The sequence below is a fragment of the Roseovarius amoyensis genome, assembly GCF_003260265.1.
Classification (GTDB): Bacteria; Pseudomonadota; Alphaproteobacteria; order Rhodobacterales; family Rhodobacteraceae; genus Roseovarius; species Roseovarius amoyensis.
The window spans coordinates 167,637-193,028 of record NZ_QITQ01000004.1; the positions used below are offsets into that span (position 1 = coordinate 167,637).

At 63.8% G+C, this 25,392-nt stretch carries 20 protein-coding genes and 2 pseudogenes; 8 read left to right on the forward strand and 14 right to left on the reverse strand.

The window, feature by feature from the left end:
• Positions 1–388 precede the first annotated feature (388 nt).
• Entirely contained in the window at positions 389–679 is a 291-nt protein-coding gene (locus DL899_RS06020) for a DUF3892 domain-containing protein (RefSeq protein ID WP_111733072.1), read from the forward strand.
• Between the two features lie 40 nt (positions 680–719).
• Here the strand turns inward: DL899_RS06020 and hslU are convergent, their stop codons facing one another.
• The 12 genes from hslU to regB form a co-directional block, all read right to left on the reverse strand.
• Positions 720–2,027 carry an ATP-dependent protease ATPase subunit HslU gene (gene hslU / locus DL899_RS06025; protein ID WP_111733073.1) on the reverse strand — a complete coding sequence of 436 codons (1,308 nt, stop codon included), beginning with the start codon at positions 2,025–2,027 and terminating at the stop codon, positions 720–722.
• 72 nt (positions 2,028–2,099) lie between these two features.
• Entirely contained in the window at positions 2,100–3,161 is a 1,062-nt protein-coding gene (locus DL899_RS06030; RefSeq protein WP_111733074.1) for a hypothetical protein, read from the reverse strand.
• The gene (gene hslV / locus DL899_RS06035) at positions 3,158–3,712 is read right to left on the reverse strand and encodes an ATP-dependent protease subunit HslV (RefSeq protein ID WP_111733075.1); all 555 of its coding nucleotides are present in this window, start codon (positions 3,710–3,712) and stop codon (positions 3,158–3,160) included. Before hslV ends, DL899_RS06030 begins: the two co-directional genes overlap by 4 nt.
• 60 nt (positions 3,713–3,772) lie before the next feature.
• A complete protein-coding gene (locus DL899_RS06040) occupies positions 3,773–4,921 on the reverse strand; it encodes an amidohydrolase (RefSeq protein WP_111733076.1) in 1,149 nt (382 codons plus the stop codon).
• A gap of 81 nt (positions 4,922–5,002) precedes the next feature.
• A complete protein-coding gene (gene trxA / locus DL899_RS06045) occupies positions 5,003–5,323 on the reverse strand; it encodes a thioredoxin (protein ID WP_111733077.1) in 321 nt (106 codons plus the stop codon).
• 64 nt (positions 5,324–5,387) lie between these two features.
• The gene (gene addA / locus DL899_RS06050; protein WP_111733078.1) at positions 5,388–8,762 is read right to left on the reverse strand and encodes a double-strand break repair helicase AddA; all 3,375 of its coding nucleotides are present in this window, start codon (positions 8,760–8,762) and stop codon (positions 5,388–5,390) included.
• Complete coding sequence (addB, locus tag DL899_RS06055; protein ID WP_111733079.1) at positions 8,759–11,698, reverse strand: double-strand break repair protein AddB; 2,940 nt, start codon at positions 11,696–11,698, stop codon at positions 8,759–8,761. Before addB ends, addA begins: the two co-directional genes overlap by 4 nt.
• Positions 11,691–12,383 (reverse strand): nucleotidyltransferase family protein, encoded by a 693-nt coding sequence (locus tag DL899_RS06060; RefSeq protein WP_111733080.1) that lies wholly within the window; start codon positions 12,381–12,383, stop codon positions 11,691–11,693. Before DL899_RS06060 ends, addB begins: the two co-directional genes overlap by 8 nt.
• Positions 12,356–13,387 (reverse strand): aminoglycoside phosphotransferase family protein, encoded by a 1,032-nt coding sequence (locus DL899_RS06065; protein WP_111733081.1) that lies wholly within the window; start codon positions 13,385–13,387, stop codon positions 12,356–12,358. The genes DL899_RS06060 and DL899_RS06065 overlap by 28 nt, the downstream gene beginning before the upstream one ends.
• The gene (gene tsaE, locus DL899_RS06070) at positions 13,380–13,856 is read right to left on the reverse strand and encodes a tRNA (adenosine(37)-N6)-threonylcarbamoyltransferase complex ATPase subunit type 1 TsaE (RefSeq protein WP_111733082.1); all 477 of its coding nucleotides are present in this window, start codon (positions 13,854–13,856) and stop codon (positions 13,380–13,382) included. The genes DL899_RS06065 and tsaE overlap by 8 nt, the downstream gene beginning before the upstream one ends.
• A 49-nt stretch (positions 13,857–13,905) precedes the next feature.
• On the reverse strand, positions 13,906–15,360 hold the full coding sequence (locus tag DL899_RS06075) for a PAS-domain containing protein (RefSeq protein WP_162685514.1): 1,455 nt from the start codon (positions 15,358–15,360) through the stop codon (positions 13,906–13,908).
• Between the two features lie 81 nt (positions 15,361–15,441).
• The gene (regB, locus tag DL899_RS06080; RefSeq protein WP_111733084.1) at positions 15,442–16,836 is read right to left on the reverse strand and encodes a sensor histidine kinase RegB; all 1,395 of its coding nucleotides are present in this window, start codon (positions 16,834–16,836) and stop codon (positions 15,442–15,444) included.
• Positions 16,837–16,919: 83 nt separating this feature from the next.
• On the opposite strand from regB, the gene DL899_RS06085 reads away from it, so the two are divergent.
• The 3 genes and pseudogenes from DL899_RS06085 to DL899_RS06100 form a co-directional block, all read left to right on the forward strand.
• The gene (locus tag DL899_RS06085) at positions 16,920–17,540 is read left to right on the forward strand and encodes an SCO family protein (RefSeq protein ID WP_111733085.1); all 621 of its coding nucleotides are present in this window, start codon (positions 16,920–16,922) and stop codon (positions 17,538–17,540) included.
• 80 nt (positions 17,541–17,620) lie between these two features.
• A complete protein-coding gene (locus DL899_RS06095; RefSeq protein WP_111733087.1) occupies positions 17,621–18,172 on the forward strand; it encodes an ActR/PrrA/RegA family redox response regulator transcription factor in 552 nt (183 codons plus the stop codon).
• A gap of 40 nt (positions 18,173–18,212) precedes the next feature.
• Positions 18,213–18,603: pseudogene (locus DL899_RS06100) on the forward strand (DDE-type integrase/transposase/recombinase); the annotation flags it as partial.
• 131 nt (positions 18,604–18,734) lie between these two features.
• On the opposite strand, the gene DL899_RS06105 reads toward DL899_RS06100, so the two are convergent.
• Together DL899_RS06105 and DL899_RS06110 are read right to left on the reverse strand one after the other, a co-directional pair.
• The gene (locus tag DL899_RS06105; RefSeq protein WP_338049647.1) at positions 18,735–19,607 is read right to left on the reverse strand and encodes an IS110 family RNA-guided transposase; all 873 of its coding nucleotides are present in this window, start codon (positions 19,605–19,607) and stop codon (positions 18,735–18,737) included.
• A 355-nt stretch (positions 19,608–19,962) separates the two neighbouring features.
• Entirely contained in the window at positions 19,963–21,546 is a 1,584-nt protein-coding gene (locus DL899_RS06110) for an AMP-binding protein (RefSeq protein ID WP_162685515.1), read from the reverse strand.
• Between the two features lie 276 nt (positions 21,547–21,822).
• On the opposite strand from DL899_RS06110, the pseudogene DL899_RS20215 reads away from it, so the two are divergent.
• The 4 genes and pseudogenes from DL899_RS20215 to DL899_RS06140 form a co-directional block, all read left to right on the forward strand.
• A pseudogene (locus tag DL899_RS20215) lies at positions 21,823–22,948 on the forward strand (IS3 family transposase); the annotation flags it as partial.
• Complete coding sequence (locus DL899_RS06130; RefSeq protein ID WP_420820955.1) at positions 22,878–23,165, forward strand: ATP-binding protein; 288 nt, start codon at positions 22,878–22,880, stop codon at positions 23,163–23,165. The pseudogene DL899_RS20215 and the gene DL899_RS06130, both read left to right, overlap by 71 nt.
• A 169-nt stretch (positions 23,166–23,334) precedes the next feature.
• Complete coding sequence (locus DL899_RS06135; protein ID WP_162685516.1) at positions 23,335–24,489, forward strand: ABC transporter substrate-binding protein; 1,155 nt, start codon at positions 23,335–23,337, stop codon at positions 24,487–24,489.
• Between the two features lie 39 nt (positions 24,490–24,528).
• Entirely contained in the window at positions 24,529–25,392 is an 864-nt protein-coding gene (locus DL899_RS06140) for a branched-chain amino acid ABC transporter permease (RefSeq protein ID WP_111733093.1), read from the forward strand.

The window sequence follows — 25,392 nt, forward strand, 5'->3', positions numbered from 1 at the left end:
ACCGGCAGGAAGGGAAGGGGGTTTTGGATGAGCAGGAAAAGGGAAGGCGGCAAAATTTCCCTCCCTTAACTTTCGTCGGTTTGAAGTGTTGCAATTTGGACTCTTGCCTCGAATCAAACAATCTAGTTGACTCACCGAGTCTAGAAAGAGCTTGGCTCTTACGGGGAGGATGCAGTTATGCGCCTCCCCGTTTTTCTTAGGTATGCATAAGCGCAATATTTTGGTGTTGGCGGGACGCAGACACCACCATCTGGTGCGTCAGATTGACTCATCGGCTGCAATTGTGTATTTCCGGACTCGCTCAGGTTGATCTGAGCCCGGAGCCAAGCTCTTTCTAGACAATCGTGCTCCGCTCCGGTCCCTAAATCGACAAAAAGGAGCTCCAGAGATGGCGCACAAAATCGACTGTATCGAAAAAGAGGATCGCTATGATCCGACCGAGGCTATCACGCATGTTGGTGGTCTAAATCACAACGGCACACGTTGGCGGATTACTCAGAAAGAGGCTATCCGGCGTATCGAAAGTGGTGAGAACCAGTTCTACGTAGAAAACGGCGGTCGTCGCACGGATGTTATTGTTGCAGTGAGCCGGTTCGGAAACAAATACATCAAGACCAAAGCAGATGACTACGAGCCCAATAACCTCCTCAGTCTCCGCACTTGCGCACTTGTCGTATAGCTAAATATTGTGCGGGCTGCTTTCCGTTTAGAGTGGCCCGCTACAAAACATACCGTGACAGGTCGGTCGATTTCATCAACTCGCCCAGGTTCTTTTCGACAAAGGCAGCATCGACCACCACCGTTTCGCCTGATCGGTCGGGCGCGGTATAGCTGAGCTCTTCGAACACCCGCTCCATCACGGTGTAAAGCCGCCTTGCGCCGATGTTCTCGACCGTCTGGTTGACCTCGGCGGCGATGCGGGCCAACGCGGCGATGCCGTCGTCGGTAAAGCTGACTGTCACCTCTTCGGTGCCCAGCAGCGCGGTGTACTGGCGCGTCAGGGCATTGTCGGTTTCGGTCAGGATGCGCACGAAATCGGCCTCGGTCAGGGCGCGCAGCTCGACCCGGATCGGCAGCCGCCCCTGCAATTCGGGCAACAGGTCGGATGGCTTGGCGATGTGAAACGCGCCCGAGGCGATGAACAGGATATGATCGGTTCGCACGGGGCCGTGCTTGGTGCTGACGGTGGTGCCCTCGATCAGCGGCAGCAGGTCACGCTGCACGCCCTCGCGGCTGACATCGGCGCCGCGGGTTTCGGCACGGGCGCAGACCTTGTCGATCTCGTCCAGAAAGACGATGCCGTTTTCGGCCACCGCGCTCAGGGCGGCGCGGTTGACGGCCTCGTCATCCAGCAGCTTGTCGGCCTCTTCGCTGGTCAGGATTTCATAGCTGTCGGCCACGCGCATCCGCTTGCGGGTGGTGCGCCCGCCGAATGCCTTGCCCAGCAGATCGCCGATGTTCATCATGCCCATCTGGCTGCCCGGCTGGCCGGGAATGTCCATCATCCCCATCGGGCTGGCGGTGTCGGCGACATCCAGCTCGATGATGGTATCGTCCAGCTCGCCCGCGCGCAGTTTCTTGCGGAACATCTCGCGCGTGCCATCGCGCGCGTCGGTACCGGCCAGCGCGGTGATCACGCGTTCCTCGGCGTTCTTGTGGGCGTTGGCGGCGACCTCTTCGCGCATGTGCTCGCGGGTTTCCGCGATGGCGACATCGACAAGGTCGCGGATGATCTGTTCGACATCGCGCCCGACATAGCCCACCTCGGTGAACTTGGTTGCCTCGACCTTGATGAAGGGCGCGCGCGCCAGCTTGGCCAGGCGGCGGCTGATCTCGGTCTTGCCGACGCCGGTCGGGCCGATCATCAGGATGTTTTTCGGATAAACCTCTTCGCGCAGGTCGTCGGCCAGCCGCTTGCGCCGCCAGCGGTTGCGCAGGGCCACGGCGGTGGCGCGCTTGGCGTCACTTTGACCGATGATGAAACGGTCGAGTTCCGAGACGATTTCGCGCGGGGTGAGGTCGGTCATCCGGGGCTCCTGTCAGTGAATGAGGGCAACGTAAGCACGGGCGGCGAAAACACAACCGCCGAAAACCGTGCCTTAGCCAGAGGGTGGCAAACGATCCAGCGGCAGGAATGGCAACAGGCGCAATAGCCGCGCGCGGATGCGCTCCCAAAAGGCGCCGAGCATCAGCAACACCACCCCCAGCGACAGGATCGTCACCGGTGCACCGTCGCCGCCCAACACCGTCAGCGCCAGTGCGACGCTATAGCCCACCGCCGCCATCAGGAATGACCGCCGGTCAATGACGATGGCGACCAGCGCAATCACTGTCAGCACCAGCACCAGGGTGGCATGTGACAGGGCGGTGCCCGCATCCAGCAGGCTGAGCGCCAGCGTGTTCACCAGCGCCGGCGCCGCCACAAGGTGCAGCCAGAACCCGTTTGCCGCGCGCCGCGTCACCCGGTGCGGGTCGCTCATATCGAACCGCATCGCCACGACAAAGACGGCAAAGCCCAGCGCCAGCGTGATCCAGGCAAAGGGCCCGCCAGCAGACAGCAGGAATAGCGCATCCAGGCTGTCGGGGCTGCCCGCCGCCGTCGCCGCCAGCAGGATCGCCACGGTAAAAAGGCCCATGGCGATGATCGCCAGCGCAAAGGGCACCCGGAACCACCACCAGAACGCCCACAGCGCCAGCGTAGACAATAGGAACGGCCAGGGCAGGCTGGAATATTCGTCCTGCGCGACCATGAAAGGCTGCGACAGCGCGGCGGTAAACCCGCTGACCGCGTTGGCGAAGAACAGCAACGTCAACGCGATGGCGGGGGCCACCATGCGGCGGCGGCGGATAAAATACGCGCCCAGCAGCCACAACACCACGGCAGCGATACCGGCCATGCTCATCGCGTGGGCGCGAACATCGACGATCTGGTCGGTGGCGATGGCGGCATTCACCGCCACCCAGCCCGATGACAGGATCAGCAGCCCTACGACGATGAAGATCTCGTTGAAGCCGCGAAACAGTTCGAACGGCTCATCGCCCGGCGTCAGGTTTTCGCGCGCGCCACGGCGGCTGTCGGCGAGGCTGCACAGGTTGGCCGCCTGCGCCTCGGTCACGATACCGGCGGCAACGGCGGCGCGGATGTCATCATCGCCGATCATGCGCTGATGGCTTCGACGGTCAGCGATCCGTTGGTATAGACGCAGATATCGGCGGCAATCGCCATGGCGGCGCGGGCGACCTGTTCGGCGGTCTTGTCGCTGTCCATCATCGCGCGGGCGGCTGCCAGGGCATAGTTCCCGCCCGACCCGATGGCGGCGACATCGTGTTCGGGCTCCAGCACGTCGCCGGCGCCGGTGATGACATAAAGCTGGCTGCCATCGGTGACGATCAGCATCGCCTCGAGCTTTTGCAGGTACTTGTCGGTGCGCCAGTCCTTGGCCAGCTCGACGCAGGCGCGCTGCAACTGGCCCGGTGTCGCCTCCAGCTTGGTTTCCAGCCGTTCCAGCAGGGTAAAGGCGTCGGCGGTCGATCCGGCGAAACCGGCAACCACGTCATACCCGCCGGGGCTGAGGCGGCGTACCTTGCGCGCGGTGCCCTTGATCACCGTCTGTCCAAGGCTGACCTGCCCGTCACCGGCGACGACAACCTCGCCACCCTTGCGCACCGCGATGATGGTGGTGCCGTGCCAGCCGGGGAATTCGTTGCTCATGCGCTGTCTCCGTTGGTTCGGGCCTATATGGAAGCGCGCGCCGCGCGGCGCAAGGCCGCATCACCCCAGCAGGTCGCGCGCGGTGGCCTCGAATATGCGCACCGCCGGGGCGATCAGGTCGTCGGGAAAGTCATAATCGGAATGGTGCAGCGCGGCGTGGTCCCGGCCCGAGCCCAGCAGGAACATCGCCGCTGCTGCGTGCTGGCCGAAGCGGCCGAAATCCTCTGACGCGCGCCAGGGCTGGCCTGCCGTCGAGTGCGCCATTCCCAGCCGGTCGAGCGCGCGACGCAAAACCGCCACCGCTCGCGGGTCGTTTTCGCAATGCAGGAACACGTCCTCAAATCGGTGTTCGACCGCCAGCCCGTGCGCGTGGGCAGCCTTGGTCACAAGGTCCAACGCCTTGCCGACCAGCGCTGTCATGGTGTCGTCGGTCAACGTCCGCAGCGTGGCGTATAGCGTGGCCTCGCCCGGCGCGATGCCGAATGCGGGTTCGCCCATGCGGGCATGCGTCACCGTCACCAGCGCGAAATCCGGATCATCCAGCGTGCCCTGCCCCAGCGCGGTCAGCGCCGGCATCAGGTCCGCCAGTGCCGGCATCGGCGAGCACCCGCTTTCGGGATCGGAGGCGTGCGCCGGATGGCCCGTCAGCGTAACCGCCAGCCCGCGCGAGGCGCAGTTCACCGGCCCCTCGGCCAGTCCGACATGGCCCAACGGCAGCCCCGGCATGTTGTGCAGCGCAAAGGCAAAATCCGGCGCGATGGCGGCGAATTTTTCGTCGGCAATAACCGCCGCTGCACCGGCGCCGGTTTCCTCGGCCGGCTGAAACAGCAGCACCGCACGCCCCCGCCGTGGCGGCTGGCGTGACAGGCGACGGGCCAGCCCGGCCATGATCGCCATGTGCCCGTCATGGCCGCACAGATGCCCCCTGCCCGGCTCGGCCGACCGATACGGGGGATCGCCCGTTTCCTGGATCGGCAGTGCGTCGAGTTCACAGCGGAACATCACCGTCGGCCCGGCATCGGCCCCCTGCCAGACGGCGGCAACCCCGTGCCCGCCCAGCCCGGTGATCAGCGTATCGGGCCCAAGGCGACCCATCTCTGCCGCGATTCGCTGTGCGGTCTGCCCCTCTTGCCCGGAAAGCTCTGGCAGTCGATGCAATTCGCGGCGCAGCGCGACAAGTTCGGCCATGTCGGCATTGGTCAGGGTCATGGCCGACACTCAACAGCCATCATGGGCAAAAGAAAAGGGCCGCCTGCTGGCGACCCTTTCTGGATGGTCTGGCGAAGGCGTTCAGATCGATTCTTCGATCCAGCCTTGCAGCGCAGCCTTGGGGGCGGCGCCGGAGCGGTTGGAAACCACCTCGCCGTTCTTGAAGATGAACAGCGCCGGAATGCCGCGAATGCCCATCTGCATGGCGGTGTTGGGGTTCGCATCAACGTCGACCTTGGCGATCTTGACCTTGCCGCCCAGCTCTTCGGAAAGCTCTTCCAGCGCGGGGCCGATCTGTTTGCAGGGGCCGCACCATTCGGCCCAGAAATCCACCACCACGGGGATGTCGGAATTCTTCACTTCGGCGTCAAAGGTCTGGTCGGTAACGGCAACGGTGGCCATGATCTGTCTCTCCGGGAAATGGGGTCTGTGTCGGTTCGCAACGTAGGTAGGGCCGCCGGGCGCGTCAAGGCGGCGGGGTGCGCCGCAGCGCCGCCAACACGAGATCGTGCGCAAGAGGCATCAGCGTGGCGGTGCGGGTCCAGACCAGCGCTGTTTCGATCTGCCGGCCCGGATAGACATGCATCAGCGCCTCGGCATAGGCGCCCATCTGCCGCAACAGCCCCTCAGGTGTGTCTTCTGCCCGGTCAGGGATCACCGCGTTGGACTTGAAGTCCACCGCCAACACGCGCTCTGGCGTGACGATCAGGCGGTCGATCACGCCCCGGATGCGCCTGTTGCCGAGCGACGCCAGCGGCGCGGTGATCGCCACCTCGGCCAGCGCATCGGTGGAAAACAGATGTGCCAGCGCGGGTGCGCGCAGAACGCTTGCCGCCTCGGCCAGCAGTTCCGCCAGCTCGTCCCCCTGGGCGGTATCCTCGCCCATCGACAAGAGCCGCGCGGCAAGAGGCGGCCATCCGTCCGCCGGCACCGCGGGCAGGTGTTCAAGCAGGCGGTGCAGCAGCCGGCCCCGCCGCTTGGCGGTTTCCTCATCAGCGTCGGCATCGCCGGGCAATGCCTTGGCCCCGCCCAGGTCGGAGGGGCTGAGGGCGGTGGCGGCCTCGGGCAGGTCGGGTGCGGGGTTGGACAGGAACGCCGGAACCGCGGGCAAGGGCGGTGTTTCCTCTTTCTCGGCCTCGACGGCCGCATCGGGCCAGGTGCCGAATTCCAGGCGCAGCCCGTCCCCGGTGGGGCTGGCAAAGGGGGCCGCGCCCAGCCGTTCCATCCCCGCGCGCACCTTGTCGTGCCAGCATTGCCCGTCCTTGCCCAGCTTGCCCGCCGCGGCAACGATCAGCCATTGCCGCGCGCGGGTCAGGGCGACGTAAAGCAGCCGGTCGCGTTCGGCGGCGCCGGCGGCCTGCGCGGCGGCGTCTGCCTGCCGCTGTATCTGCGGCGCCTCGGGCTTGGTCATCCGCCACAGCGGCACCGGGCCGGCGGCGATCTGGCCATCGTTGCGCGGCCGGATTTCGGCGGTATCGGGCAGGATCACGACAGGCGCCTCCAGCCCCTTGGCGCCATGCACCGTCATCACCCGGATACGGTCGCCGGTGCTGCCCATCTGGCGCTTGATCTCCAGCGTATCGCTTTCCATCCACACCAGGAAACCCGTCAGGCTGTCGACGGCGTTCTGTTCAAAGGCCATGGCCTGCGCCAGCAGCGCGTCGATGCCGTCCTCGGCCTCGATCCCCAGCCGGGCCAATAGCCGCCGCCGGCCGTCATGGCGCGTCAGCACCCGTTCGATCAGTTCGTAGGGGCGCAGGTAATCGGCCTGCGCCAGCAGGTCGTTCAGAACCGTCATCGTGTCGGGAAACTCGCCCGCCCGGTCGCGCAACTCGGCCCAGAGATAGCGTTGCGCCCTGCCCTGGGCCAGGCCGTAAAGCGCGTTCTCGTCCCAGCCGAAAAGCGGCGAGCGCAGCACCGTGGCCAGCGACAGGCTGTCCTCTGGCGTGGCGAGGAACGACAGCAGCGCGGTGAGGTCCTTCACCGCCAGCTCCGCCCCCACCTTCAGCCGGTCGGCCCCGGCAACGGCCAGACCGCGCGCCTTGCAGGCGCGGATGATCTCGTGAAACATGTCCGATCGGCGCTGCACCAGCACCATGATGTCGCCCGGCGTGATGGGCCGTGCCCCCTGCCCCGTGTCGTCGGGCAGCGGCGTGCCGATCATCGCCGCGATGGCATCGGCCACGGTGCGCGCCAGCACCATGCCCGGATCATCCGGCGTGCGGATGTCCAGCGGGCTGTACCATACCGGTTCTTCGGGGGTTTCCGGGGCCTCGACCAGCGGCCACAGATCGACCCGGCCGGGCATCGCCGCCTTGAACGGTTTGTGCGACTGTTCCGGCGTAAAACCGCTTTCTTCCAGCCCTTCAAAGGTGGCATCGACCAGGTTCAGCACGGCGGGAGACGAGCGAAAGGAATGCTCCATCGCGATGGTTTGCAGCGGTGTCGTCGTGGCCGCCAGGCGCTCAGAAAATTCTTCGCGCAGCCGGTCGAATTCGCGCGGATCGGCGCCCTGGAAGGAATAGATCGATTGTTTCTTGTCGCCGACGACAAAGATCGTGCGCGGGGCGTCCGGGCGCGTGCCCTCGCCACTGGTAAATTCCTGCGCCAGTCGTTCGATCACCTGCCATTGAACGGGGCTGGTGTCCTGCGCCTCGTCCACGAGGATGTGGTCGATACCTCCGTCGAGCTTGTAAAGCACCCAGTCGGCAACGCGCCGGTCGGTCAGCAGGTCGCGCGCGCCCAGGATCAGGTCGTCGAAGTCAAGCCACCCGCGCAGCAGCTTGGCCTCTTCATAGGCGGGTAGAAAGAGGCGGGCGAAATCGTGCAGCGCGCGGGTTTTTTCCATCGCGACGAGGCCGAGCCGGCGTTCGCGAGCGTTTGACACGCAGTGCATCCAAGCATCAATCGCATCGAACATATCTGGGTGCTTTTTGCGCAAGCCCTGGGTCGCAAATGGCTGTTTGGTGAAGTCCGGGGTTTTTGGAGCAAAGGCGTTCTCGCCCGACTTGAGCAAGAAAACCTCTTCCAGCACAGGCAGCGCGTCAAAATCGAGCGCCGCTATCTGCAGCAGCTTGTTGGCCGCTTTCACGTCATTGGTGCCGCTGGCCAGCAGTGCGGGGACCAGATCGTTCAGCAGGTCGGCCTCGTCGCCAAGAAACACCTCTGCGATCAGGCTTTCGCGCGTGCAGCCGGGCGGCAGGTCGAACAGGCGGGCCAGCTCGGTGTCGTCGACCGGATCGGCAAAGGCGGCGCGGTGCATCACGACCTGCCTGGTCAGATCCTCCAGCGTGTCGCCCGACAGGTGCCGCGCCAGTGCGTGCAGGCGGTCGGCCTGTGGCCCGGCGGCGAGGCGTTCGACCACCTCGGCGCGCAACAGCTTGGCGGCGCGGTCCTCCATTTCGGTGAAATGGGGGGTTACGCCGGCCTCAAGCGGGAAACGCCGCAAGAGCGCGCTGCAAAAGGAATGGATCGTCTGGATCTTGAGCCCGCCGGGCGTCTCGATCGCGCGGGCGAAGAGGCTGCGCGCATGGGCCAGCGCAGGGACGGCGGCGCGGAAATCATGCCCCAGCCCGCGAATGCGGTCGACCAGCACATCATCGGGCAGCATCGCCCAGGCGCCAAGCGTCTTGAACAGGCGGTTCTGCATCTCGGCCGCTGCGGACTTGGTGTAGGTCAGGCACAGGATGTGCTGCGGATCGACCCCGTCGAGCAGCAGCCGCGCAACACGGTCGGTCAGCACCTTGGTCTTGCCCGACCCGGCATTGGCGGAAACCCAGGTCGAAACCCCGGGCCGCGAGGCCGCGATCTGGCGCATGGTGGCGTCGTCATGGCGCGTCATCGGCCCACCTCGCAACTCTCGGGCTCATCTATCGGGTCCCATTCCCCGATGCGGGCAAGGTGGTCGTAATCGCCCGGAAAGCGGGTCTGTTCCACCGCGCGCCGCGACGTATAGCCCTGCTCGGGCGACATGTAGCTGGCGATGAGTTTCTGAAATTCCTCCCACACCTTTTCCGGCGGCTCGTCGTCCAGCGGTGCGGGTACGACCGGCGCGCCGGTGCCCAGCCCCAAGTAGGTGGCGCTGGCGACAGGCGAGGGCGGCAGATCGCCAAACCCCGCCCGCGTGGCGATCGCGGACTCCAGCAGGAGCTGCTTGTCGAAATGTGTCTGTTGCTTGGGTTTGGGGCGCGCGCCGGTCTTGTAATCGTAGATATGCAACGCGCCGCTTTCGTCGATGTCGATGCGGTCGGCCTTTGCCGACAGGGTAAAACCCAGATCGGGGATCTCGGCGGCGCCCTTTCCCTCGAATATCGCCGGTTGGGCGACCTTGCGGCGCTCTTTCTCGGCCTCGACAAACGCCTCGGCGACCCGTTCCAGCCGCGCCTGCCACAGCAGCCGTGCCTCGGCCCAAGGCACGTTTTCAGCCAGAACAGAGACTGTTTCGGCAATCAGCGCCTGAGCCGTCAGGTGTGCGGGGTCGTCCAGCGTGGCCTTGATGAACCGCTCCATGACCTCGTGCAGGACGGTGCCGCGCAACAGTGCGTCGGGCAGCCGCATCAGCGGGTCGAGCGGGCGCAACCCAAGGACATGCTTGGCATAGATGGCATAGGGGTCGCGGATCAGCTTTTGAATCTCGGTCACGGACAGCCTGCGCGGACGCACCTCGACCGGCGGGCGGGGCGAGGGGCGCGGCGCGGGGGCGACCCGTTCGGGCGTCTCGAACGCCTCGGCCAGGCGCAGCCAGTGATCGCCGCGTTCGCGCATCGCCTTCAGCGCCGCCGCACCGCCCTGGTCGGGCAGGCCAGCCAGCAGGTTTTGCAAGCGGTTGAGCCAGCGGGACGGCACCGTTTCGGCATCGTCGGATCGCAGCGCGCGGGTGATCCAGACCTCTGGCGCCAGCAGCGCCTGTTGAAAGTCATGCGCCGAAAGGCCGATCCGGCGTTCGGGCAGCAACAGCCCCGCCTGCGCGCGCAAGGCCCGGTTCAGCCACGGGTCGGGCGGCGGGGTCTGGGGCCAGCTTCCCTCGTTCAGCCCCGCGAGTATCAGCAGGTCGGCGCCCTGAACGCGCGCCTCAAGCGTACCCCAGATGCGGATCAGCGGGTGCGAGGCGACGGCGCTGCGAACCTGTTCGCGCGACAGCACCGCATGCACCAGCGTGGCATAGTCGCGGGCATTGAGCGCACCGGCAAAAGGCGCATTTTCAGCAAGGTCAGAGACTGTTTTTTGCGCCTTTGCGCCGGCATCCTCCAGCCACAATTCGCCGCTGCCTTCGCCGTTCGTGCCCTGGGCGATGCGTTCGGCCAGGGCGATGTGGCGGGCGACGCGGGTTTCTACCGGCTCTTCCTCGGCGCTTTGCTGGCCGGTAAAGCAGGCGATCACCCATTCCGACCAATCCTGCGCCTGCGGGTTCTTGGTGCCGGCGGCCCATGCGCGCAGATCGGCGGTGTCGGGGTAGGGCGGGCCGTTGCGGCGCAGGTGCAGCTCCAGCTCGCGGGTGAGGCGCAGATGTGGGCCGCGATCGCTGCCGGTATGGGTCAGCGGGTGTTTGAGCAGCGTCAGCAGCGCCTCGGCCGACAGGGGCAGGTGAAACAGCTCTGCCACGTGGCGCAGGAAACGGCCGGGGGCCGAACGGTGCAGCGGCACGCCGGCGCTGTCGTCGGGGCGGATGTGCCAACGGTCCAACGCGGCGGTCACCCGGCGGCTGAGCGTGCGGTCGGGGGTGATCAGTGCTGCGCTCTGCCCGTCCTCGGCGGCCTGGCGCAGGCGCAGGGCAATCGCCATCGCCTCGTCGCGCGGGCCGGGGGCCTCCAGCAGGGTGACATCCGCCATTGCCTGGGGAATGTCGCGCAGGCCGGGACCGTCGCGCAGCCATTGATCTGTGATCGGCGCGGGTCTGAGCGCCAGCGACACCAGCCGGTTGCGGGCCGGGCAGGCGGGGGCGGTGTCAGTCCAGTCGGCGATGTCCTGCGGCCCGATGTCGAGCCGCTGCATCACCTGGGCAATGCGCGCCTGGGGGTGGTCTTCGCCCTGGAGCGGATCGCAAAGCGATTGCCAGACCTCGTCGGGCAGGTCGCGGTCGAAACCGGGCAGCACCACCGCCCCCTGCGGCAGCCGGGCGACCGCCTGCATCAGCAACTGCGTCGCCCCGCGAGAGCCGGTTGAACCCGCCAGAATCACCGGATGATCGGGCGGGTTGGCCTGCCATTTCCGGCTCAGCGCCTCGACCACCATGCGCTGGCGCGCCTCGGTGTCGGGGGCGGCGTCGTCACCCTGAAAATAGTGACGAACTATGCCTAAAAAGGCCCGGATGCGTGCCCAGTGCCCGGATTGGTCGGATACGTCCAGCGCGTCGATGACATCGGGCGAGACACCTTCGCCGTGCATCTCGTCCATCAGGCCGGCCAGGCTGTCGGCAAGATCGTAAAGCGCGCTGCGCGGCGCCAGGTCCGGTTGCCGGTCGAGCAGGGCCGAGACCAGTTGCAACAGCTCCAGCCGCCGCCGCAGGGGCGACACCGGGGCCGGTACGGCATCGGCCAGGTGCATCTGGCCCAGGTCGGTGACAAGGCCGATGCGCGGCAACAACAGCGCCGGGCCGTCATCGAACAGCGCCTGGATGCGGCGGGCCATGCGGCGGGTGTTGACGATCAGGTGCACCCGCGCCAGCGCCTCTGGCGGGGCGTTGGCGCTGCGATCGGTCAGCCCGCGCACCAGTGCCCTGGGGAAATCGACGCCGAGCGGCACGGAAAACACGCGGGGTGTGGCGGAGGGTTCAAACATCGGACGCCTCCAGCATGGTTTCGGCCAGGGTGATCCCCTCGGGGTGGCCGACATCGCACCAGCGCCCCGGATAGGCCAGCGCATGCAGGCGGCCATCGGTCAGCATCCTGTCCCACAACAGATTGAGGGAAAAGGCGTTTTGCGGAATATCGGCCAGCGCGTCAGTGCGCAGTATCTGCACGCCCGAGAACACCACGCCCGGGCCACGGGTTGCGCGCCCGGCCTCGCCGATCACGAAATCCCCCTTGCCCTGGTGACCAAGTGCGCGGTCTTTTTCGACGCAGAGCAGCAGCGCGTCCATGCGGGCGGGCTCCCACGCTTCGGCCAGCAGACGCAGCGGGTTCGGCCCCGACCAGACGGCGTCGGAATTCATCGTGAACACCGGCCCCGGCCCCAGCAGCGGCAGCGCCGCGCGCAGCCCGCCCCCGGTTTCAAGGATCTCCGGCGTTTCCTCGGACAAGATCACGCCGCTGCCGGCAAGGTGTTCGCGCAGCATTTCGGCCCTATAGTGCAAGTTGGCGACGATCCGCCCGATGCCGGCGTCGCGCGCCAGCGAAATCGCGTGGTCGATCAGCGGCCGGCCTGCCACCGGCAACAGCGGCTTGGGCTGCTCGGCCGTCAGCGCGCCCATTCGCGTGCCGAAACCGGCAGCGAAGATCATGACAGAGTGGGGATGATCGCGCATTGGTCTTTCAGCCGGGCAAGGTTTGATGGGGTGGGGGCGGGCAGGGCGTCGGCCAGGATCGGCCGCAGGGGCGCCAGCACGGGGTGCTCAAGGTCGCGTTGCAGATGCGCCCAGACCCGCGGGATGAGGTCGAGATAACGTGGCTTGCCGTCGCGCAGACAGAGCCGGGCGAAGACGCCAAGGATGCGCAGCTTGCGCTGGGCGCCAAGCAGGCGATAGGCGGTGACGAAACTTTCCGCATCCTGCCCGGTGGCGGCGATATAACGCTCTAACATGGCGGATTCGATACTGTCTGGCACGTCCCGCCGCGCGTCTTGCAGCAAGGAGACGAGGTCATATGCGCGGTGACCGGCCAGCGCATCCTGAAAGTCCAGCAACCCGATACGCGTCAGGCCGGTGCGTTCGGGCAGCCACAGCAGGTTTTCGGCGTGATAGTCGCGCAGGATCAGCACGTCGGCTGCGGCTGCATGGCGGGTCAAAAGCGGCTCTAACACGGCGCAAAACTGCTCTTTCAGCACGGCACCAGCATCGCCCGCCGTGCCAAGCCGGTACCAGTCGAACGCCAGCGCGGCCAGCGTCGTCATCATTGGCGGATCATATGCTGCGATGGGCTGGGGCAGGGGGTGGTCGTGCAGGGCGGCCAGCAGGTCTGTTGCGCTGGAATAGAGACCGTTTTCCAGCTCTGGAGAGGTTTCCAGTACCCGCGCGAAAATGGCGTCGCCCAGGTCTTCGAGCAGCAGCAGCCCGGCGTCGGTGTCTTGCGCGATGATTGCCGGGGCGCTGAGGCCAAGCCCGGCAAGGTGCTGCGCGATGCGGATGAAGGGGCGCACATCCTCACCCCGTTCGGGCGGGGCGTCCATCAGCACGGCCCCTTGCCCGCCAGGGCCATCGGTCAGCCGCAGATAACGGCGGTTGGACGCGTCGCCCGCCAGCGGCGCGATGGTGGCATCTGACCATCCGGCGCGTGCCAGGAAGGCGGAGATGCAGGCCATCCGGTCAGTCATGGCGCAGCCCCTTCAGCTTGTCGGGCCATTTCGGATCGCGCCATTCAAAGGTCAGCATCCGCGCATCTTCGTCGTCTTGCGCCTCGATGCCAATCGACAGCGCCTGCGCCGGGGTCAGATCGCCCAGCCGGTCGGGCCATTCGATCAGTGTGATCGCGGCCTCAAAGGCGTCTTCGAGCCCCAGCTCGACCAGTTCGGAAACATCGCCGAGGCGGTAGAGGTCCGCGTGCCAGATGTCGCCGTGACGGCCGGGATAGGTTTGCACCAGCGTGTAGCTGGGCGAGGGCACGTCCTCTGGCATCTCCAGCAGCGATTGGATTGCGGCGCGGGCGAAGTGGGTCTTGCCGGCGCCCACGGCGCCCGAAAGCAGCACGGTATCACCCGGGCGCAACATTTCGGCTAGCGCGCGGGCGGCGCAGGCGGCGGCATCCGGGCTGTTACAGGTGAGGGTGAAACGGGTTTCCGGCATGCGGGCGAGAGTACACGCGCGCGCCGGTGCTGCAAGGGCGATTGCCCGGTCAGGCGGTGATCCGTTCGGGGTCGGTCACAGGCGCAAGGCGGAGCAGAAAGAACCCGCGCGGCAGCGGCTCGCAGCGCGCGGCAAAGACGGCGCCAAAGCTGTCGTGCAACCGTACCGATTGCCGCTGCTGCCCGGCGGCGATGACATCCCAGAACCCGGGGTCGGGAAAGCGCGCGCGGCAGACGCGCAACAGGTCATCGATGCCGGTTTCGGCAAAGCTGCTGACGGGATCGATGCCCAGCAATGTGCGGCAGGCCCCGTTGCACAGCATCACCAGCCCGTCTGGCCCGATAACCGCCACCGCCTCGTCCAGGGTGTCGAGCACCGCCTGCCGGATCTCGATCTGGGTGCGCGAGCGGCGGGTGAGCGAGATCTCGTCGGTGATGTCCTCGATCAGAAAGGCGATGGCGCCGTCCGGGTGCGGGCGCCCCGTGACGCGGTAGGTCAGCCCGTTGGGCAGGGTCCAGGCCTCGGCATAGTGGCCGCCGGTCGCGGTTTCGATCATGTCGTTGATCTGCGCGCGCCAGGCGGCATAGTGCCGGGGTTCGGGCAGAACCTGCCGTTCGCGCAGTCGGTCGAAGAAATCCAACAGCCCCGGACGGCCGCTGAGAAAATCCGCCGGCAGGCCGGTCAGGTCCATCATCGCGGGATTGAACAGCACCAACTGCTGTTCGCGGTCGAAAACGGCCAGCCCGGTTGCAAGATCGGCAAAGGTCTTGGTCAGGGTCTGGATGAAACTGCCACGCATGATTTCGGCGTCGACCTGGCGGGTGATCTCGGCTGCGTAGACGGTGCGGCAATCCGCAGGCCCGGTTGTGCAAAGGTCGAAATGCCGCTCGGCCCCGGTGACAAGGTCGGGAATGGCAACCTGCACGTGGTCCCCGGCCACACTACCGGCGGTGGTGACGATCTGGTCCGCTTGAGAATCGGTGAATGCCCCAAACAGGTCGTTGCGCCACAGAATGCGGCCATCCCCTGACAGGGTGCAGATGGCGACAGGTGCGGCATCGGCCACGCCGCGAAACGCCTGTTCGCGGGCCAGGCGTCGGGTGGTGTCGTGCCATTGCGCCGGGGTGGGTGGGTTTTTTTCGGTCAGCGTAATGCGATGGCCACCGCGCACCGGGGCTATGGCGAGGCTGGCGTTGTCGTCTGTTTGCCGGGCTGAATAGCGCAAGGTTCGGGCGAATCCCGGTTCGGGCAGCTCGTCAGGCAGCTCATCGAAGCGGTCGCCCAGCCACGCCCTGATCTGTGGCCAGTCGCCGATGTCCGGATCTATGCCGGCGTCGTGATCGGCCAGCCGGCCGTCGCGGATCAGAAAGCTGCTGGTCAGGCCCTGCACGGGGCAGGGGGCTGGGTGCGGGCGGAAAAGCCGGCTCAACACCCACAGGACCATGCCTGCCAGGAGACCCGACAGAAGTATGGCAACCAGAAGCATGGGCAATATGCCCGTCATCGCAACCTCCACAACCTTCGGGGGCGGAGGCTGCGGGACCAAGGTTAACGGCTGGTTAACCGGGGTGGCGAAAAGCGGCGCTCAGCCGCGGATCGGCTGGTTTTCCCCCAGCGCCCGCCGTTCGGGGCCGGTCGCGGGGGCGATCTTGCTGCGGGGCCAGGTGACCTCGACCACCGCGCCGGTGCGGCCGGCGCTGCCCTGCTGGCGGCCCAACGGGTCGTTTTGGTTGGCAAAGCTCAGCTCGGCGCCCGAACGTTCAAGCAGGGTCTTGGCGATGAAGAGGCCAAGGCCCATGCCCTCGTATTCGGGGCGCTGCGGGTCGAAGGCGTGGCCGCGCCGGCGCATCAGCGGGTCGCCGATCCGGCCCAGCAGATGCGGCGGGTATCCGCGCCCGTCATCCATGATCCGCACGGTGATCGTGTCGTCGGACCAGCGGCTTTCGACCCAGACATTTTCGCGTGCGAAATCGACGGCGTTCTGCACCAGGTTGCGCAGACCGTGGATCACCTCTGGCCGGCGCCACATCTCGGGTTGTGCCGGCGGCGCGCCATCGCTGGGCCCGTGGTCGAACCGGATCGTCTTGCCCCGGTCCACATGCGGCTCGGCGGCCTCTTCAACCACGGCCGAGATCGGCGCAGTCCGCAGGTGCAGGTCGTCCTTGCCAGCCCGGCCCATTGACCGCAGGATGTCGCGGCATCGGTCGGTCTGCTGGCTGATCAGCAGCGCATCGGCGCGCAATTCATCGTTTTCCGCCAATTCATCGGCCAGCTCTGCGCTGGCCAGCTTGATCGTGGCCAGCGGCGTGCCCAGCTCGTGCGCGGCGGCCGCCACCACACCGCCCAGGTCGGTCAGCTTCTGTTCGCGGGCCAGCGCCATTTGCGTGGCTTGCAACGCCTCGGACATCGCGTGCATCTCGGTCACGATCCAGCGCGAATAGACACCGAGGAACACCACCGCGATCACGATGGCGAACCAGGTGCCGTAGAGAAATATCTGCGGCACCCGCAGGATGTTTCCGTCGGCCATGCGCAGCGGCAGGTGGAAAAAGATCAGCGCGGTGACGATGATGATCGACACCGTTCCCAAAAACAGCGTTGAACGCGGCGACAACGCCGGCGCCGACACGGTGACCGGCCCGACAATGAGGATCGAAAACGGGTTGTGCAGCCCGCCGGTCAGGTAAAGCAGCAACCCAAGCTGCAGCATGTCGAACAGAACCACCAGCCGGGTTTCGCGTTCCGACAGACGCCGGTTTTCGGGAAAGACAAAGCTGGCCACCACGTTGGTGATCACCGATACGCCGATGGTGAGAAAGCAAAGTCCCATCTCGAGTTCGAGATCATAAAGGCGCTGGGCGACGATCAGCGCCGCGCCCTGGCCCAGGATCGCCCACCAGCGCAACACCACCAGTGTTCGCAGCCGAATCCAGTGGTCGCTGTCGTCTGTCCGGGCCGGTGCCGGATAAAGCTGTGGCATTGCTGGCCTCGGTGCCGTTGCAGTTCGCGCTGGCGATGTTAATTGTGGTGGGAACATAAAAGAAACCGAAATCGGAATTTGTCATGACCCGAAATATTGCCATCGCGGCGTTAGCTGCCGTGATCCTGCTGCTTGGCGGCATCTACTGGATGACGTCCATGTCCGGGCAGAACGACCAGTTCGCCCAGTGCCGGCAGGGCCAGGTCGTCGGCGGGCCCAGCGTCGGCGGGCCTTTCACCCTGGTGAATGGGGCCGGCGAGACGGTGACCGACGAGGATGTCATTGATCAGCCCGCGTTGCTTTATTTCGGCTATACCTTCTGCCCGGATGTCTGCCCGCTGGACGTGGCCAGGAATGCCGAAGCGGTTGAAATTCTTGAAGAACGCGGAACGATGGTAAAGCCGGTTTTCATCTCGATCGACCCCAAGCGGGACACGCCCGAGGTGGTCGGCGATTATGCCGCCAACATGCATCCGCGCATGGTCGGGCTGACCGGCAGCCCCGAACAGGTCAAGGCGGCAAGCCAGGCATACCGCACCTATTATCAGGCCCAGGATTCGGGTGATGACGAATATTATCTCGTCGATCATACGACGCTGACTTACCTGGTGCTGCCCGAAACCGGGTTCGTGGAATTTTTCCGGCGCGACGTGACGCCGGAACAGATGGCCGACAGGGTCGGGTGCTTCCTGGATGCGATGTAGTCTCTGCGATGGTTTGACGCATGCGGGGCGGCGGGCTAGAACGAATCGGCATAAGGGGTGCGAATTGATTGGAGAGTTGAATGGCCGATAACCAGCCCGACCTTGGGCCTGACAAGTCTCTGCTGCTGGTGGATGACGATGAACCCTTTCTGCGGCGCCTCGCCAAGGCGATGGAACGCCGCGGATTCGAGGTCGAAACCGCCGATTCAGTCGCAGCAGGCCGGGCGATCGCCTCGGCGCGCCCGCCGGCCTATGCAGTGTGCGACTTGCGGCTGGAGGATGGCAACGGGCTGGATGTGGTCGAGACGATTCGCGAAAAGCGCCCCGATGCGCGCATCGTGGTGCTGACGGGGTATGGCGCCATCGCCACCGCCGTTGCCGCGGTCAAGATCGGCGCCGCCGACTATCTGTCGAAACCGGCCGATGCCAGCGACATCATCAAGGCGCTTTTGGCCAGCGATGACGAGCTGCCGGACCCGCCGGAGAACCCGATGAGCGCCGACCGCGTGCGCTGGGAACACATCCAGCGCGTCTATGAACTGTGCGACCGCAATGTCAGCGAAACCGCGCGGCGGCTGAATATGCACCGGCGGACATTGCAACGCATCCTCGCCAAGCGGTCGCCGCGGTAATACACTAAATGGTGTTGTCACGTAAACGGGCTCGAGTTGCCGGATCATCGATCAGGACGGTGTTGTTCTGGATGAAATCCTCCAACCCCGGCGGGACAAGCGCGCGGCAAAGCGACTCTTGGTCAGGCTGATGAAACGCTGCGGCTTCGTGTCCAGACGGATCATCACAGACAAGCTCCGCTCCTACGGCGCAGCGAAGCGGGATGTCGCCCCCGGCCTTGATCACTGGCGCACAAAGGGCTCAATAACCGCGCCGAGAACAGCCATTTGCCGTTGAAAAAAGAGAACGGACGATGCAGCGTTTCGTGTCCATGCACTCCGCAACCCGAAATTCCTTCTCCGTCCCAGCCCGCCGCCGCGCAGCCCTTATGATCCGTTACCACCGACTGGAAGCATTCGAGGCATGGAAAATCGCAACCAACGTCGCTTGATGTGAAATCGGCACGCTAACCTGAAGACTGGTTGAGTTAATGTGACAACACCGTCCATCTCCTCCTCGCTCGCAGATTCCTATGTTTCTCCTCGCCGACAAGTGCAGTGGGGCGGTATCGCTCACCCTTCGTCAACACTGCCCAGGAAATCCCGCCATCTTATTGGCCATCGCCACGGCAGCAACGTTAACGTGCGCGCGTTCCTTCAGGCTGTCCACCCATCGCGTTATCGGCGAGGTTCGATCCCGCACGAGATGCAGAACCGTTCGCGCGCCATGGATGAACAGCTTACGAAGGTAACGATTGCCGTGCTTCGAGATGCCGACAAGTTTGGCTTTGCTACCCGTCGTGATCTGCCGTGGCACAAGGCCGAGCCAAGCGGCAAGATCGCGCCCTTTGGCAAAGCTGCTGCCGGTACCGACGGCGGCCACAAGCGCACTGGCAATGGTTGGACCGACGCCAGGGATTTCCATCAGACGCTGCATGTCGGTATCCATCCTGGCCAGCGCCTTGATCTCAGCGTGGATGGCGTCGACCCGACCATTGATCGTGGCCAGCTCCATCGCCATATCCGACAACATCAGAAGGATGCGGTGCGACAGATCGGGAGAACCTTCTGCCGCGAAGCTCATCAACTCCTTCTGGAAGACGTGACGGCCCGCCCCGACGCGGATGCGCGCTCCATCAGAAAGCCCCGGCCCTGATTGATCAGGCGCGTCCTCTCGGTCACCAGCGCGCTCGCGGGCGCGGTGTAACGCCTGCAGATCGAGCTGTTCTTCCGATTTGATCGCGACGAACGACATCGTCGGGCGCGTCGCCGCCTCGGCTATCGCTTCCGCATCACGATCGTCGTTCTTGTGGACTTTGACGTAGGGGCGGACATAAAGCGGCGACATCAGCCGAGGTTCGTGCCCGTGTTGAAGGCAATGGCGCCCGATGTGATGTGCGCCTCCGCAGGCTTCCCTCGCGACAACACAGGGTCGCAGCCTCTCCAAAAAATCCAACAGACGGTGTCCCTGAAGGCGCTAGCGAAAAACAACCGCTCCCGTCGCGTCCAGTCCTGCAAGGCTGCAAACGGTCTTGCCCAGACCAATGCCCAAAACTTCGATATCCATCGGAATGCTCTCTTCCCACCTATGCCCGCAACAATAGCTGCGGTTTGGCGGGAAGACAGTTCATCCCATTAGCTCACCTCATGCTGCAAACCCTAACCCGAGCGCTCGACGGAATCCTCCGCCCCAAATTCGAACAATGGTATCCAGGCATAATGCCAAAAACTGAGGATCAACTGGCCGCATGACTGCCCCACACTTTGGGGTGCTCTCCGTCTAGGCAGGCAGACCGCCAATCCGGGCAAAATCAGGCCGTTGCCTTTGCCCCGGCGACTTCAGCTTCCGCCTGAGAGGCAAGCACATGCCGCTGGATCTTACCGCTTTCGGTCATTGGGAAAGCATCGACAAAGCGCACATATCGTGGCACTTTGTAATCCGCGATAGCCCCCCGGCAATGGTCGACCGCCGCCTGTTCGTCGAAAGTTTCGGCATCGCCGGACCGAAGAATGTAAGCATATGCCACTTGGCCAAGGCGTTCATGCGGCACCCCCACCACCAGTGCCTGGCGGATCGCGGGGTGGGTTTCAAGATGCGCCTCGATCTCGGCCGGATAGGTATTTGATCCACCCACGATGAACATTTCCTTGATGCGCCCGGTGATCTTCAGATAGCCGCGTTCATCGAAGACGCCTAGGTCTCCGGTACGAAACCAGCCCTCGGGGGTGATCGCTTCGCGGGTGGCTTCGGGGTTCTTGTAATATCCCAGTGTGACGATATGGCCGCGCACCTGAAGCTCACCGATTTCGCCCGCGCCAAGCGTCGCGCCGCTGCTCGGATCGACGATCCTTGCCTCGTAGTCTCCGGCCAGCTTTCCAATATTCGCTTCGGCGATCTCGGGCGGATCGTCGTAGCGCGTGAAGGTGGTCGAGATCGTGGTTTCCGTCATCCCGTAGGAGGCCAGGATGTGCGGCGTCGAGAAGACCTCGCGCGCTCGGCGCACCACCTCGGGACTTACCGCAGCGCCCCCGATCCATGCCGCGCGCACCGAGCTCAGATCGCGCGACCGTTTCTCCTGTGCATCGAAGCAATCGAGGAAATGGGTAGGGATTCCGCCAAAATGCGCGATCTTCTCTGCCTCTATGTGGTCCAGTGCTCGGTCGGCGTTCCAGTCCCGCATCACGATGAGGCTCATTCCGTGGATAACGGCCGGAAGAACGCCCATGAACAGCCCGGCGACATGGTAGAACGGCATGTGGCCAAGCACGGCGTCTCCGGTCTTCATGCCCATGGCATGCGCAACGTTGATCGACTGTCGGACGACCGCGTGGGAATGGACCGCACCCTTCGGCCGTCCGGTAGTACCCGAGGTGTAGCAGATCAGCACCGGGTCCTCGGGTCGAACGGCCTCGGCAGCGACACGTACACGTTCGGCGTTGGCCGGCCTTTCCAGAAGTGAGTTTATCGAGATTGCGCCGGGGGGCGAGGTGTCCCCCCAGGAAAAGATCGCGCGGAGTTCGGGCAAGGCATCGGAGCGGATGTTTCCCGGACGCTGACTGGCAAGATCGGGGATCACGGTGCCCAGAAGCGCAGGATAGTCGATGCCCCAGCAGGTGTCCATCATCAGCAGGGCGCGGGCGTCGGACTGACGGAGGATGTATTCCAGTTCGCCCGACTTGTACCTGGTGTTGATCGGGATCACGACCATGCCGATTCGCGCGGCGGCAAAAAGCATCCTCACCCAGTCGGGGTCATTTGTGATCCAAAGCGCCACATGATCGCCTTTCCCGAAGCCCGCGGCAAGAAGACCGTCTGCCACGCGGTCAACCTCATCGTCGAAACGGGCAAACGTGATTCTCTCGTTCTCGGTCACCAGGAAGTCGGCATCAGGCATTGCGGATACGATGCGGCGAAGGAGGTCTCCCAGGCTGATCTGTGCTAAGTCTTGGATGGTGGTTCTTCCTCCGTCCATGGTGGTTCTTCCTCCGTCGTCTGGTTGGGAATTCTGCGCATCGCGCTATTCTGGCCGTGATAGAAATCAATCGTACCCTGTGGTATCTTAACATGTATCTCAGACACATCTTTGCAGTCAATGGTCACCGACTGAAGTGGTCCCAGAAGACTGGCCAGTCGGCTAAGGTGTATCCCCAACCTTTGAAGGGATACGAAGATGGCGAAGCGCCGGAAGTTTACAGACCGGTTCAAGGCCAGGGTGGCCTTGGAATCGCTGCGAGGCGACAAGACGATCCAGGAGATTACAGCCAAGCATCAGGTTCATCCGAACCAGGTCAGCACGTGGAAGCGTCAGGCGGTTGAGGGTATGGCCGATGTGTTTGCCCGCGGCGGCAAGCCCGAGGGGCCGACCGAGGCTGATGTCAAAGAACTCCATGCTAAGATCGGGAGGCTTGCGGTCGAGAACGATTTTTTGTCCGAAGGTCTGAAGCGATGAGCCCCGAGAAGAAACGCGCGATAATCAAGCGGGACCACCCGCAGCTCAGTATCAGCCAACAATGCAAGCTGGTGCGGCTCAGCCGGTCGGCGTTCTATTACACGCCCGTCGGGATCGACGCAGACACGCTGGTAATGATGAAAGAAATTGACCGGGTGTTCACGAAGTATCCGTTTTTCGGGTCGCGCCAGATCGCCGCTTATCTGTGCCGTGAAGGCATTGTCGTTGGAGCCACCGTGTCCGGCGTCTGATGGCCGAGATGGGCCTGGAGGCGATCTACAAACGCCCTCGAACCAGCCAGCCGCACCCGCAGCACCCGGTCTATCCGTATCTGCCAAGAAAGATGATCATCGACCGCCCCAATCAGGTCTGGTGCGCAGATATCACGTTTGTGCCGGTCAAGAACGGCTTCCTCTACCTGGTGGCCATCATGGATTGGGCCACGCGCAGGGTGCTGAGTTGGCGGCTGTCGAACACAATGCACGCCGACTTCTGTGTTGATGCATTGAACGAGGCCATCGCCAAACATGGCTCGCCTGAGATCATGAATACGGATCAAGGGGCGCAGTTCACCGGATCGGCCTGGATCACGACGCTGACTGAGGCCGGGGTGCGTATCTCAATGGATGGGCGTGGTAGATATCTCGACAACATCTTTATGGAGCGTCTCTGGCGAAGTCTTAAGCAAGAGGCCATCTACCTTGAGGAAATCACCGATGGCTTCCGATGGGCGCTTCCTCCGTCTCGTCGACAAGCTGGCACGCGTCCAGTTGCTGGTGCTCGACGATTGGGGCACGCATGGGCTGATCGACCAACAGCGCCTCGACCTGCTCGAGCTTTTCGAGGAGCGCTATCAGCGGCGATCCACCATCATCACCGCCCAGCTGCCGATCTCGGGTTGGCATGACATGATCGGCGACCCCACCATTGCCGACGCCATCCTCGATCGGATCGTTCACAACGCCCACCGCATCGAACTCAAGGGATACAGCACGCGCAGAAAGGACCGAGACGCGAACTTGACCTTCGCGGAAAACACCGAGACTATCCGAACCGAAACATGATCGCAGGCAGATGATCAGCCGTGCCCGAACTGTCCGGGAATTACTGAAACGGCTGTCCGGTATTTCTGAAATCCACACGTGCTATGATGAAAAATCGAGGCGCCCAATAAAAAGTTGTGGAATTCTCTATACTGTACTGTATTCTCACTACAGAAAAAGGGAGGAATTCATGTTTACCAAGGCAATCAAGGGTCTGACATGTGCCGTCGTCGGTACAATTCTCGCTGCGGGTACACCCGCAACTGCGGAAGACACGATAAAGATCGGTGGCATTTTTTCGATGAGCGGAACCGCACCTTACTATGGTCAGGTCATGAGCCAAGGTGCGCAGCTTGCGATCGACGAGATCAACGCAGAAGGGGGCGTAGACGGTAGAAAGCTGGAGCTGGTGATCGAGGACCACAAAAGCGGCAACACACAGGCCGCTGTGACGGGCATGAACCGGCTGATCAATGTAGTCGGGGTGAAGGCAGTGTTGTCGTCCTTCTCTGGTCCGACGGCTGCGATCGCGCCGATTTCGCAGGATCGCGGAATTTTCACCCTGAACGGGGGCGGCGTCAGCCCAAAGATGATCGGCGTATCTGATCATATGTTCCACAACCGGTCGATGGCGCTCGACCTCGCGCTTGCAAGCGTCGCCTACGCGGTAGAGTCCGGGCATAAGAGAATTGCTCAGATCGCCATAAAATCGGAATTCGGGGATAGCGCCATTGCGGCAGCCATAGAGGCCGCAGAGCGCGCTGGTGTAGAAATTGTCGCGTCAGAGCAATTCGCCAATGATGCCACCAATATCGATGCGCAAATCGCAAAGATACGCGCTGCGAGACCCGATGTGGTGCTGAACTGGGCGACCACGCCCCAGGCCGGGATAGCCGTGAAGCGGCTGCGTGATATCCAGGTGAACGTCCCGGTTCAGTCGATGGAGTGGACCAGCGAGGATTTCGCCATTGCGGGGGATCACTCCGAAAATATCTTCGTCGTGACCGACTACTTCTCAGCCAGCGAAGAAAACGAATGGGGCAAGCATTTCCATGATGCCTATGTCGCGCGCCACGGCGACGATCCGGATTTCTACGCGGCGAACTACTATGAAGCGATCTATGTGATCGCAGAGCTGATCTCGCGCGCTCATGACGCAAAAGGCAAGGATTTTGCCAGCGCGGACCTGACCGAACAGCTTTGGGCCGACAACAGCTTCAAGAGCGTTTACGGCGGAACCATGAAGTTCAGGGACAACGGCGTTGTCATCAAGCGCGTGGCGCTTCTTGAGGTCAAGGACGGCAAGACAGAGTTCGTCCGGTTCATTGAAGCTGCGGCAGACTGACTGCTTCATTTTCCCTGCATTCCGAACAGCGAGGCAGTCATGGAACTTTTGCTTCCACTTTTCCTGAATGGGGTCGTCAATGGCGCGCACTACGCGCTGTTGGCGATGGGGTTCGGGATGATTTTCGCAACAACGGGCGTCGTTCATTTCGCCTACGGCCCTGTTTATGCCGTCGCCGCCTATCTGACCTGGTGGTCGGTGACGGTGCTTTCCCTGCCATTCCTAGTGGCCATGGGGGTCGGCATTGTCGGCTGCGCGGTCGTGGGGATGGCGTCCTATGTGCTTCTTTACCGCTGGTTTCTTCGTAACGACAGCCCGCCCTTCATCATTCTTGTCGTTTCACTTGGCCTGTTGATGCTGATCACGAACCTGATCGGGGTCGCGTTTGGTACGAACGCCAAGACCGTCAACGACGTCACCTACGGGTTCTACTTCATCGGTAGCGCGGTCGTCACCGGCGTGCAGCTTTGGCAGGTGCTTGCCTTGGTTGTCGTCGGTCTGGGCCTGGCGGCCTTCATGAAGTGGACCGCCTACGGCAGCTATATCCGCGCCATGCAGGACAACATGTTGATGGCGAAGATCGTTGGCATAAACACGGAACGTGTTTCTCTTGTCGTGTTCGGGATCGGATCTGGCATCTCGGGGATTGCGGCCAGTCTCATCCTGGTGAAGGAGGGCGCGTTGCCGCACATGGGTTTTCTAGCCGTTTTCTACGCGTTTCTTGCCGCAGTTGTCGGCGGATTGGGGTCGCTGCCCGGTGCTGTGGCAGGCGGCTTGATCCTAGGACTGGTGGAGAGCCTGGGGGTTTGGAGGGTTTCCAGTGACTGGCAGACCACCATCGCGTTCGGTGTTCTGTTCATCGTGCTGATCTGGCGACCCACCGGGCTGTGGAAGGGGTACTGA

Coding starts and splice junctions, on each gene's coding strand:
- DL899_RS06065 (WP_111733081.1), bottom strand. CDS start 13,387: ATGACTGACCGGATGGCCTGCATCTCCGCCTTCCTGGCACGCGCCGGA.
- hslV (WP_111733075.1), bottom strand. CDS start 3,712: ATGAGCAACGAATTCCCCGGCTGGCACGGCACCACCATCATCGCGGTG.
- tsaE (WP_111733082.1), bottom strand. CDS start 13,856: ATGCCGGAAACCCGTTTCACCCTCACCTGTAACAGCCCGGATGCCGCC.
- DL899_RS06040 (WP_111733076.1), bottom strand. CDS start 4,921: ATGACCCTGACCAATGCCGACATGGCCGAACTTGTCGCGCTGCGCCGC.
- DL899_RS06095 (WP_111733087.1), top strand. CDS start 17,621: ATGGCCGATAACCAGCCCGACCTTGGGCCTGACAAGTCTCTGCTGCTG.
- DL899_RS06030 (WP_111733074.1), bottom strand. CDS start 3,161: ATGATCGGCGATGATGACATCCGCGCCGCCGTTGCCGCCGGTATCGTG.
- DL899_RS06075 (WP_162685514.1), bottom strand. CDS start 15,360: ATGACGGGCATATTGCCCATGCTTCTGGTTGCCATACTTCTGTCGGGT.
- DL899_RS06085 (WP_111733085.1), top strand. CDS start 16,920: ATGACCCGAAATATTGCCATCGCGGCGTTAGCTGCCGTGATCCTGCTG.
- DL899_RS06020 (WP_111733072.1), top strand. CDS start 389: ATGGCGCACAAAATCGACTGTATCGAAAAAGAGGATCGCTATGATCCG.
- DL899_RS06110 (WP_162685515.1), bottom strand. CDS start 21,546: ATGCCTGATGCCGACTTCCTGGTGACCGAGAACGAGAGAATCACGTTT.
- hslU (WP_111733073.1), bottom strand. CDS start 2,027: ATGACCGACCTCACCCCGCGCGAAATCGTCTCGGAACTCGACCGTTTC.
- DL899_RS06140 (WP_111733093.1), top strand. CDS start 24,529: ATGGAACTTTTGCTTCCACTTTTCCTGAATGGGGTCGTCAATGGCGCG.
- addA (WP_111733078.1), bottom strand. CDS start 8,762: ATGACGCGCCATGACGACGCCACCATGCGCCAGATCGCGGCCTCGCGG.
- addB (WP_111733079.1), bottom strand. CDS start 11,698: ATGTTTGAACCCTCCGCCACACCCCGCGTGTTTTCCGTGCCGCTCGGC.
- trxA (WP_111733077.1), bottom strand. CDS start 5,323: ATGGCCACCGTTGCCGTTACCGACCAGACCTTTGACGCCGAAGTGAAG.
- DL899_RS06135 (WP_162685516.1), top strand. CDS start 23,335: ATGTTTACCAAGGCAATCAAGGGTCTGACATGTGCCGTCGTCGGTACA.
- DL899_RS06060 (WP_111733080.1), bottom strand. CDS start 12,383: ATGCGCGATCATCCCCACTCTGTCATGATCTTCGCTGCCGGTTTCGGC.
- regB (WP_111733084.1), bottom strand. CDS start 16,836: ATGCCACAGCTTTATCCGGCACCGGCCCGGACAGACGACAGCGACCAC.